A 9,254-nucleotide genomic window follows, 5' to 3' on the forward strand; every position below is an offset into this window, starting at 1 on the left:
TGCCCGGGCCGCCGAGTGTCCTCCGCTACGGGTGGCTGGCGGGGTCCGCCGGGTTGGTGCCCGCGGCCCGTTCATCACCGTCCAGGAAGCCGTCCAGGTCCCGGTCGATGCCCACGCGCAGGCCTGAGCCCAGCGGCGCGCAGGTGTACGTCAGCACGCCCTGGCTCGCGGCCACGCCCGAGCGCAGCGACGCGGACGGCACCAGCGGCAGCGCCGCTCGGTCCGCCTTGAACTGCCCGCTGCCCAGGTAACGGAAGCCCATCTCGTGCGTACCCGCGCGGCCCTTCGCCACCAGGTCGCATTCGCCCGCGTCCGCGCGCGCCATCAGCAGGTCGATGCGCGTCCCCACCACCGCCGCGTTGGTCGCGGTGAGCGTCACCTGCTGCCCGACGATGGGCGCCAGGTTGGTCTCGAAGGCGAACATGTACTGCTCCATGTCCTTCTTCGCCTGGAAGCCCGCGGGCGTGTCCGGGATGCCCACCTGGTTGAAGATGGGGTGGAAGTCGAAGCCGCTGTTGAAGAGGAACAGCGTGGGGATGGCGCCGTCGCTGTTGAAGCCCGTGCCGCGCACCTGGTCCCCCAGGAACGGATCCACCGGCGTGTTGCCGAAGGGGAAGCCGGCGCCGAACATGCCGACCTTCTGGTACAGGTTCCTCAGGTGCGGGACCTTGGGGAACAGCGGCTCCGCGTCGAAGGAGCTGCGGCCGTCCGTGCCGAAGAAGCCCTTGAAGGGGCCCTCGCCCGGGTTCGCGTTCACGTCCACGCGGTGGCAGGACTCGCACGACCCCGGGAAGAAGCTGGTCGTGTTCGTGAAGAAGTCCTTGCCCGCCTGCTGCGAAGCCGTGAGCGAGTTGTCCAGCTTGCGGATGGGGTTCGGCGGATAGACGACCTGGAGGATGAAGTCGGAGAACTTCTGCATCTCCACTTCCGTCAGCTGCGCGCTGCGGCCCAGCAGGTCCTTGAACGCGGGGTTGAACTGCTTGAACGCCGCGACCTCGTCGAAGGTGCCGCTGTTGGGCTGCACGCTGGGCGCGCTGTCGCCGCCGGTGCGGTCTCCACGCCAGTGCATGGGGCCCTGGTTGGCCATGCCGCGCAGGCTCTGCGTGGACAGGGGGCCCTTCATCGGATGGAAGGATGTGTCCTGGCCGAAGGTGGGGTCCGTGCCGAACTCCGGCAGCACCGGGACGATGGGGTTGTAGCTCGCCTTCACGTCACCGTCCGGGTTGCCCAGGTCCCAGGTGGTGCTGTCGAAGTCGCCGAAGATGTGGCAGCTGCCGCAGGACGAGTCTCCGTGGCTGGAGCTGCTGCGCGCGTCGTAGAGGAACGGGCGGCCCTGCACCACGCTGACCGGCTCCGGGTTGAACATGGGCAGGTGCGCGACCTCCGTCTTCGTCGCGGTGTTGACGACGGAGATGGCGTTGTCGAAGCGGGTGAGCACGTACAGGCGCCCCCGGGCTTCATCCAGCACCAGGCCGGTGGGGCCACCGCCCGTCAGCGCGACCTGGTTCGCGGTGGAGGGCGTGAAGGTGCCGGACTCCAGCTGGGACGTGGCGTACACGCCCAGCTTCGATGAGCCGAACGCGGCGACGTAGAGCGTGGCGCCGTCGGACGTCACGGCCATGCCCGTGGGCTGCGCGAGGCTCTTCTCGCTCTCAGCATTGGGCGTGGCCGCGCAGCAGGCCGCGTAGTTGATGTGCGTGTTGAGGTGGCGGGGCGTGACGGAGGGCGCACTGGGGCCGCCCAGCACGGTGATGCGGCTTTCGTGCAGATGGCCGCGCAGGGTGTTGCCCGTCAGGGTGCCGGGGCCCTCGAAGCGCAGGTCGTTTCGCGCTTCGGTGTTGCTCACGTAGACCTTCCCGCTCACCGGGTTGACGGCCATGTTGAACAGGATGGTGCCCACGCCCGCGTAGGTGCCCGCCGCGCCGGACACCTGCACGGGCGGGTTGGCGTTGGCGGAGATGGCGAAGACGTCTTTGTCCGGCAGGGTGAAGCGGAGCGAGTCCGTCCACGGGCGGTTGAGCATGTCCAACCAGTCCTCGCCGTTGTACTTCACGATGACGGAGACCTCCGGGGCGGGGATGCCCTGGTGGTTGACGTTGGGGCCGGGGACGCCGCCCTCGGACTCGCCGCCGTTGGGCACCAGGCTCTCGTGGACCACGGAGGTGCGGTTGCCGGAGTGGAACGCGGCCGCGTACACCCGGCTGCCGTCCGGAGTCGCCGCGAGCGCGCGAGGCGTGTCACCAAACAGGGTGAGGCGGGTGAGCGGCGTACCGCCCAGCGTCGTGCCCAGGCTGTCCGAGTCGAACACCCAGACGTCCGCGCGGCCAACGCCCGGCGTGGTGAGCTGCGGGTCGAACCCGGTGTTCTGTCCGCGGTGCGCGGCGGTGATGAACGCGCGCTTCCTGCCAGTGCCCGCGAAGACGATGTCGCGAGGCTCGTCGCCCACGAGCAGCGTGCGCGTCACGCTGCCGCCCTGTCCGTTCGCGTCCACCTTCACGACGCTGACGCTGTCGGACAGGTGGTTGACCACCCACACCTCGTTGTTGGTGCGCGCGGCCACGGCCACGGGCTCCAGGCCCACGGGCACGGAGCCCTTGTGGGTGAGGCCGCTGGTGCCCACCTGGAAGATCTCCAACCGGTTGTCCGGCGTGTTGACGGCGTAGAGCCACTGGCCGTTGGGAGACAGGGCCAGCGGACGCACCTGGCCACTTTCAAAGACGGTGAAGTGCTGCGCGTGCGACGGGCTGCCCATGGCGAGGCCCAACAGCAGCGTCGCCGCGGACGCGGTACGTTTGAAGACGCGGCGCACCGCCGGGTGTCTGGCTTTCATGAATGTCTCTCGGGAAAGGGGGGCTGGGGACCCCGGCTTCACTGTAGGTATGGCGTCTGACATTGAGGGACGGGTGGACCCGGACCCGGTGGAATCGTTGCGCGGCGCAACGACTCCCTCCCTGTGTACGCAGTGAAGGGCGTTCCCTGGTCGGACCGCCGTCAACGAGGCCAGTCGCGCAGGATCCGTTCGGCGGCATCCTGCTGGTCCCATTGCACCCGGCCGGTCAGCGCCAGGCCCCGGTGCTCAATGCGGATTCGCCGCCACACCGGGAAGCCCGGAACATGGCGCGCGTCCACGCGGGCCCAGGCCACGCCTCCGGTGGCCTCCACCATGCGCGACACGCAAGCGTCGAAGTCCGCCTCCGGCAGCCAGCGCAGCGCATCCAGCACCTGGTCCGATTCAAAGTCGCGCAGCGCCGTCGGCCTGCCGGTGACGGCGCTCAAGGCCTGGGGACTCTTACCCTCCGGAATGAAGGAAAGTCCCTGGGGCCCCAACACGCAGAACCCCTCACGCCGGCCGAGCTTCGCGGGAAACAGCGCCACGCTGTCCAGGCGCACACCCGCCCGGGCCGCGCCGCGCAGTGGAGGCTGACGGTGCAGCTCCACGAGCAGGGCGACCGCCGTGCCTCCGCGGACGGAGCGTGCATGGAGTCGCCGATCTCCCTCTACCTTGAGGTCCACACTCTGTTCCAGCCGGAAGCCGTCAGGGGAAATGCTGCCCAGCCGCACCTCCTGCGGCTCACCGAACACCGGCGCCCAGATGAGCCGCTCGCTGGTGAGCCGGATCCGCCCCGAACGCAGGAGCTGGGATGCCACGATGCCAAGGGTGCCCGACACCAGGCAGGCCATCACCGGGACAATCATCGACCTGGGGAGGACGAATGACAGCAGCAAGGCCAGCGCGGGCAGCGCTCCCAAGGCGAACACCAGACGCGGCGACACTTCCTGCCTCAGGAACATGGGCACGAGGCTCGGGTCCGAGCTTCGCCGGGTATCGTCCTCGAAGACGAGCACCTCGCCCGGCTTCAGCGCCCAGCTCGCGGGTTGGCGCACCAGCGCATCCAGCCGCGTCAGCGCCTCTTCCAGCGAAACGTCCTCCCGCGCCACCGTCAGCACATCCAGCCTGCGCCGGGCCAGCCGCGTCAGCCGCTCCCGCCGGGCCGACAACTCCCGGGCCGCCTTCACCACGGGCGTGTCGTCCGGCCAGGCCTCCTGAGCCGCGCGGCGCTGGACGCGCTCCAGCGCCTCCACCACCGTCCGAGCCTCGGCCACGAGCGCGGGCACCAACTCCGGACGCCGCACCAGCACCCGCCGCCACCGCCGGCCGGACAGCGCCTTCTCCAGCTCCGCATACGGGCGCCGCGCCGCCGCGAGGACCTCCGCGCGGCCCTCCAGCTGACGCTCGACGTCCGCCACCGTGAGGCCTGTCGGGGCAGTGATGGGACGTAACCGCTCGGGCATCGCGCGGGACAGCATAGCGCCGTGGACTGCAAGCCCCCACGCCGTTACTCGACCGGCGGCTCCAGTTCCAATCGCTCACACTGACGCAGCATCTCCTGCGCATCAGCGGGTTCGTCGGGCGAGGGCGGCGCCACCTCCGACCAGGGCACGGACGGCTGGTCCGGCGTTCCCATCGACTCCTTCAGGAGCGCGATGAGGTCCCTCGCGGGGTCCCTGGGAAACGACGTCACCACCCGCAGCGGCCGAGGCACGCCGGGCGGCAACTCCTCGCTCGGAAGCGCGGCGGCCTGGAGCAACAGCGCGGGCGAGGGCGCCGGGGCCACCACCGCCACGGGCTCCGCGGGCAGAAGGTCATCCGGGTCGAATCCGAAGGGCACCTGGGGCACAACCTGGAGCGACACGGCCTCGCGCTCCACGTCCGGCTCATCCCCCTCCATCGGGATGCACCGCAGGGTGTTCAAGCGGGGCGTGGGCGCGTCCTCAAGCGTCGGCGTGGACACGGCGTCCATGCGCTCCGGCGACAGGGGCTCTTCCACCCTGGGAGGCCACAGGGGCACCTGCAGCAGCACCACGGCCGGCTCGCGCAGGGGCAGCGAGCGCACGCGCGCGCCTCCCAACTCCACCGCCGCCTTCGTCACCGCGGCGGCGTGCTCCGCGAGCACCCGCTCCGCCCAGGTCTTCAACCACCGCGCCAGGGACAGCACCCAGGCAAGGTGCCGCCGCGCGCGAGGCCGCGCCACCAGGGCCTCGACTGGCGGAGCCGCGTGCATCGTCACTCCTCCTTCACCGGCATCCGGATGATCCACGGCGACGTCCCGGTGGCCAGCCCCTCCGACTCCACCGACAGCAGCTCCCCTTCCGCGCGCACCTCCAGCCGGCCCAGCGACTCCCCCCGCGGCGGGCGGGGAAAGTGGAAGTGCCCCTCCGCATCCGTGCGCGTGCTCAACTGCAGCGAGGGCAGCGCCACCCACGCGTCCCGGATGGGCACGTCACCGGGCCCCACCACCCGACCCAGCAGGGGGGCCTGCGCGGACGCCCCGCCCACCAATGACAGACATCGCACCTCCGCCAGGGGTTGCTCCTTGCGCACCTGCACCCGCAGGCGGAAGGAGGGACGCGGCACGGAGCGCAAACCCGCCCACAGCGCCGCCGGCACCGGGCTCAGGTCCACCTCCAATTCCTTGTCGCCCATGGCCGCGAAGACCAGGTCACCCAGCAGCCGGTGCGCGCGCTCGGGCGTCTCCGCGCCCACCGTCACCAGATAGCAGACGGTGAACTGCAGGGCGCCCTGCTTCCCAGCCCGGGTCAGGGGCGCCGGCCCCAGCTCCAGGAGGTAAAGACAGACACCCCGGTCCAGGGCCTCGCGGTCGGGCACGCCCAGGTGCACCGGCGCGTCCGTGGCAATGCGTCCCACCCACGCTCTCATGCGCAGATCGACTTCGTCGATCATCCTTGGCCCCCCGGTTTCCGGCCCTGAATGCCACGTCACCGTTTCCTCTCATCATACGCTCGCATCGAGAGGTTTTGCTGGACATCACCCAGGGGATTGAACAGGACGTCCTTGATTTGACAGGCATTGCACGCATTCCCAGGTCCTGGGGTACAGCGCAGCGTGTCGGGAACCGGGCAGTCCCGCCACCGCGGGTCGGGGCATCCCGGAAAGCCCGTACGGGTTTCGCGTGAAGCACTTCATTTCCTGCTCGCCTTCCGCGAAGAATGGCCGCTGGGCCGGCATTCACCGTGGAACTTTCGTCATGACGATGGACTCTTCTTCCTTGAGACGACGACACCCTTCCCTTCTCTCCTCCGGCATCGCCCTGGGGTGCCTGGCGGTGTTGGGCACCGCCACCCCGGCGCTCGCCCAGGACGACGCGCCCCACAGGGTGGGCCTGCTGCTGGACGCGGGCGCTCCGCACGGCATCGGTCTGTCCGCGGTGGTGCGCCCCACGAACTGGCTGCGGCTGCAAGCGGGCCCCACCACGAACACGCTCAGCATCGGCGTGCGCGGCGGTGTGACCCTCCTGCCGATAGACACCTTCATCGCGCCGACCCTCAACGTGGAGGCCGGGCACTACTTCGGTTCGGAGTACAGCGAGGTGCTGGACTGGCTGGGCCGCGAGCCGAGCTCCACGTCGGAGGCCATCCGCGACGTCACCTACAACTACGTGACGGGCAGCGTGGGCCTGGAGGTGGGCACGAAGAGCCGCTTCAACTTCTTCCTGAACGTGGGCCTGAGCTACGTGGCGCTCACCGTGCCGGAACCCACGCCGCTCATCCAGGACGCCTCCGGCGACGACAGCGTCACGTCCGGACCGCTGCACCTGCGCGCCACCATCCCGTCGGTGAAGCTGGGCTTCATCGTCTACTTCTTCTGAGCCAGGAGACCTCTCACCATGCGAACGAAATCCTTCCGCACCCTCCTGCTCGCTGGCGCCGTGACCCTGTTGGGCACGGGCTGTGATTCGCTCTTCACCATCGAGGTGGAGGCCGAGCGCATCTGCAAGACCGAGAACGACCTGTCCTTCCCCGCCTCCCCGCCCATCGCCGGCTCCGTGGAGCAGTCCTTCACGATTCCGCTGGGTGACTTCGCCAGCGCGCTGCCCGAGGACGCCGACGTGGAGACGGAGCTTCGGCTGAAGCTCTTCGACGCCACCGCCAGCACGGACATCAGCGGCATCGAGCGCGCCAGCCTCGCCGTGCGCAAGCCGGGCTCCGCGGAGTACGTGCAGTTGGGCGAGTTCCGGCGCACCGGCACCGGGGGCTCCACGAACAAGCTCGAGCTCACCAGCAGCGGCGCGGTGGACGTGCTGGACCTGGCCAAGCAGGAGGAGCTGGAGTTCCGCTTCCAGGCCACGGGGTCGCCCCCCACGCAGTCGTGGACCGCGGACGTCGAGGTCTGCGTGGGCGCCAAGGCGAGCGCCAACTACTTCGGCCTGCTGTTCTGAAGCCTCCACTCCCGCCCCGGCGCAGGACGCGGCCGGGGCGGCGAGTCGGCCGGAAGCTGGACGGGAACACCTGGCGCCCTTAAGTGGGGAGGGTGGGACGCAAGCGGGCCGTGGGCGGCATCGAGATTCCGAAATGGGCGTGGCTGGTGCCGTGCGCGCTGGTGCCCGTGGTGCTGCTCAACCTGGGCGTGGCGTGGCTGGGCGGGACGCAGGTGTCGCCCCTGTCCTTCTCCTTCCTCCAGACAAAGGCGCGCGCGCTGGGAGCCTACGTGGCGCACCGGCCCGAGTGCGTGCTGGACGGACATCCGCCGCTGGAGCCGCTCATCGAGGACACGGAGCGCCGCCACGGGATTCCGCCAGGGCTCTTGAAGGCGCTCATCCAGGTGGAGTCGGAGACGCGGGTGCACCGCATCTCGCCCGCGGGGGCCATGGGGCCCGGGCAGCTCATGCCGGACACGGCGGCGCTGATGCGGGTGGAGGACCCCTTCGACCCGGCGCCATCCGTCGACGCGAGCGGGCGCTATCTGGCCGAACAGCTGCGCAGGTTCCGCGACGTGCGGCTGGCGGTGGCCGCGTACAACGCGGGCCCGGGGTCGGTGAACGGGCGCGTGCCGCACAACGGGGAGACGGAGTTCTACGTGGCCAAGGTGCTCGCGGCCTATGAGCACACGCGGCCGAAGGCCCCCGTCGTGGTGAAGCGCCCGGCTGTCTCCGCGACTCCGGTCAAGGCGGTCGCGGTGAAGGCCCCCGTCGCGCGGAAGGCCCGTCCGCCGGATGCGTCCGCGAAGCCGGCCGTCGCACCGAAGCGGACGGCCCCCGTGAAGCCCGCGTCCCGTCCAGCCTCGGGCAGCAAGCCTGCCGCGAAGCTCGCCTCCGCGACGCGTTAGGGGCGAAGCCTGGGTGGGGCCTCCGGGTCACGGCGCAGCACGAAGAAGTAGGGCGCCATCTCCCGTGCATCCATCAGCCCCAGCAGCGTGTCCCCGTCCACCTTCCGGAACACGTCGAGGCTGGGCCGGTCGTCGTAGACCATCGTCGCGCTGAGCCGTCCGCGGTACTCCATCACGCGCAGCCGCGCCTTGAACTGCCCGGTCTCCACCACGGCCCGGTGCGGCGCCACGGGACCCTGGAGCTCCGGCGACGGCCACTTGCGCGGATCCACCGGGAACACCGCCTTGCGGTCCTCCGTGAAGAAGAGCAACGGGTGCACGCTCTCCGCGTCGATGAACTGCTTGCCGTACCAGCCGGTCGAAGCGAGCAGTCCGTCCAACGGGTGTCCCGTCTGGAACTCGCGCCCCTGCCACGTGCCGCGCATGAACCCGATGTCCACCGCGGGCAGACTGTCGAACAACGCGAGCGCATCCTCCACATGGACACGCCCGGCCTTCACTGCTTCATCGAACGTCATGTCGTTCCGCCTCCTGGCATGCACAGCACCGGTTTGACCGCCACGCGCGCCTCCATGTCGTGGACCGCGTCGTTGATGGCTTCGAAGGGATACGAGCGGCTCAGCTTCTCCAACGGGAAGCGCCCCTCCGCGTTCAGCGCGACCAGCCTGGGGATGAAGGCCTTCGGATCCACATTGCCTTCCAGGATGCCCACCAGCCTCCGGCCCATGAGCAGCGCCGTCATGGAGAGCGAGACCTCCGCGTCCCGGCCAGGAAGCCCGAGCAACCCGCAGGTCCCCAGCGGACGTGTCACGTCGAACGCCTGCCGCAACACCTGGGGCGACCCGACGCACTCCAGCGCGAAGTCCACGCCTCCGCGGGTGAGCGTCACCAGCGTCTTCGTGAGTCCGGGCTCGTCCGCCAGGAACGTGTCCGTGGCCCCCAGTTCACGCGCGAGCTCCAGTCGCTCCGCGCTGAGGTCCACCGCGAGGATGCGAGATGCGCCCGCGACCCGCGCCGCCAGCGGCCGCTCGTCCCACTTCGGATGCCGCCCCGCGAACACCGCCGCCTCCAGCACGGACGGATGCGCCATCAGCGCGTTCTCCAGCGCCACGGAGCTGATCCACTCGCC

General features: G+C 70.1%; 9 protein-coding genes. 3 read left to right on the top strand and 6 right to left on the bottom strand.

Features of this window, described 5'->3' with window-relative positions:
• Nucleotides 1-25: 25 nt before the first annotated feature.
• From D7Y11_RS21790 to D7Y11_RS21805, 4 genes are all read right to left on the bottom strand, one after another.
• Nucleotides 26-2,830 carry a beta-propeller fold lactonase family protein gene (locus D7Y11_RS21790; protein ID WP_126934669.1) on the bottom strand — a complete coding sequence of 935 codons (2,805 nt, stop codon included), beginning with the start codon at nucleotides 2,828-2,830 and terminating at the stop codon, nucleotides 26-28.
• Between the two features lie 161 nt (nucleotides 2,831-2,991).
• Complete coding sequence (locus D7Y11_RS21795) at nucleotides 2,992-4,308, bottom strand: hypothetical protein (protein ID WP_126934670.1); 1,317 nt, start codon at nucleotides 4,306-4,308, stop codon at nucleotides 2,992-2,994.
• Between the two features lie 29 nt (nucleotides 4,309-4,337).
• On the bottom strand, nucleotides 4,338-5,063 hold the full coding sequence (locus D7Y11_RS21800) for a hypothetical protein (protein ID WP_120574565.1): 726 nt from the start codon (nucleotides 5,061-5,063) through the stop codon (nucleotides 4,338-4,340).
• Nucleotides 5,064-5,065: 2 nt separating this feature from the next.
• Complete coding sequence (locus tag D7Y11_RS21805; RefSeq protein WP_120574564.1) at nucleotides 5,066-5,743, bottom strand: carboxypeptidase-like regulatory domain-containing protein; 678 nt, start codon at nucleotides 5,741-5,743, stop codon at nucleotides 5,066-5,068.
• A gap of 325 nt (nucleotides 5,744-6,068) precedes the next feature.
• On the opposite strand from D7Y11_RS21805, the gene D7Y11_RS21810 reads away from it, so the two are divergent.
• The 3 genes from D7Y11_RS21810 (at nucleotide 6,069) to D7Y11_RS21820 (ending at nucleotide 8,125) form a co-directional block, all read left to right on the top strand.
• Entirely contained in the window at nucleotides 6,069-6,668 is a 600-nt protein-coding gene (locus D7Y11_RS21810; protein ID WP_233596595.1) for a hypothetical protein, read from the top strand.
• A gap of 18 nt (nucleotides 6,669-6,686) precedes the next feature.
• Nucleotides 6,687-7,238, top strand: coding sequence for a hypothetical protein (locus tag D7Y11_RS21815; RefSeq protein WP_120574562.1), 552 nt, complete (start codon nucleotides 6,687-6,689; stop codon nucleotides 7,236-7,238).
• A gap of 92 nt (nucleotides 7,239-7,330) precedes the next feature.
• On the top strand, nucleotides 7,331-8,125 hold the full coding sequence (locus D7Y11_RS21820; protein ID WP_120574561.1) for a lytic transglycosylase domain-containing protein: 795 nt from the start codon (nucleotides 7,331-7,333) through the stop codon (nucleotides 8,123-8,125).
• Here the strand turns inward: D7Y11_RS21820 and D7Y11_RS21825 are convergent.
• Together D7Y11_RS21825 and D7Y11_RS21830 are read right to left on the bottom strand one after the other, a co-directional pair.
• Complete coding sequence (locus D7Y11_RS21825; RefSeq protein ID WP_126934671.1) at nucleotides 8,122-8,643, bottom strand: DUF4334 domain-containing protein; 522 nt, start codon at nucleotides 8,641-8,643, stop codon at nucleotides 8,122-8,124. The two genes, D7Y11_RS21820 and D7Y11_RS21825, sit on opposite strands and share 4 nt — an antisense overlap.
• On the bottom strand, nucleotides 8,640-9,254 hold a 615-nt coding region (locus D7Y11_RS21830), incomplete at its 5' end, for a zinc-binding dehydrogenase (RefSeq protein WP_148139222.1). The genes D7Y11_RS21825 and D7Y11_RS21830, both read right to left, overlap by 4 nt.

It is taken from the genome of Corallococcus sp. AB018, assembly GCF_003986945.1.
GTDB lineage: Bacteria > Myxococcota > Myxococcia > Myxococcales > Myxococcaceae > Corallococcus > Corallococcus exiguus.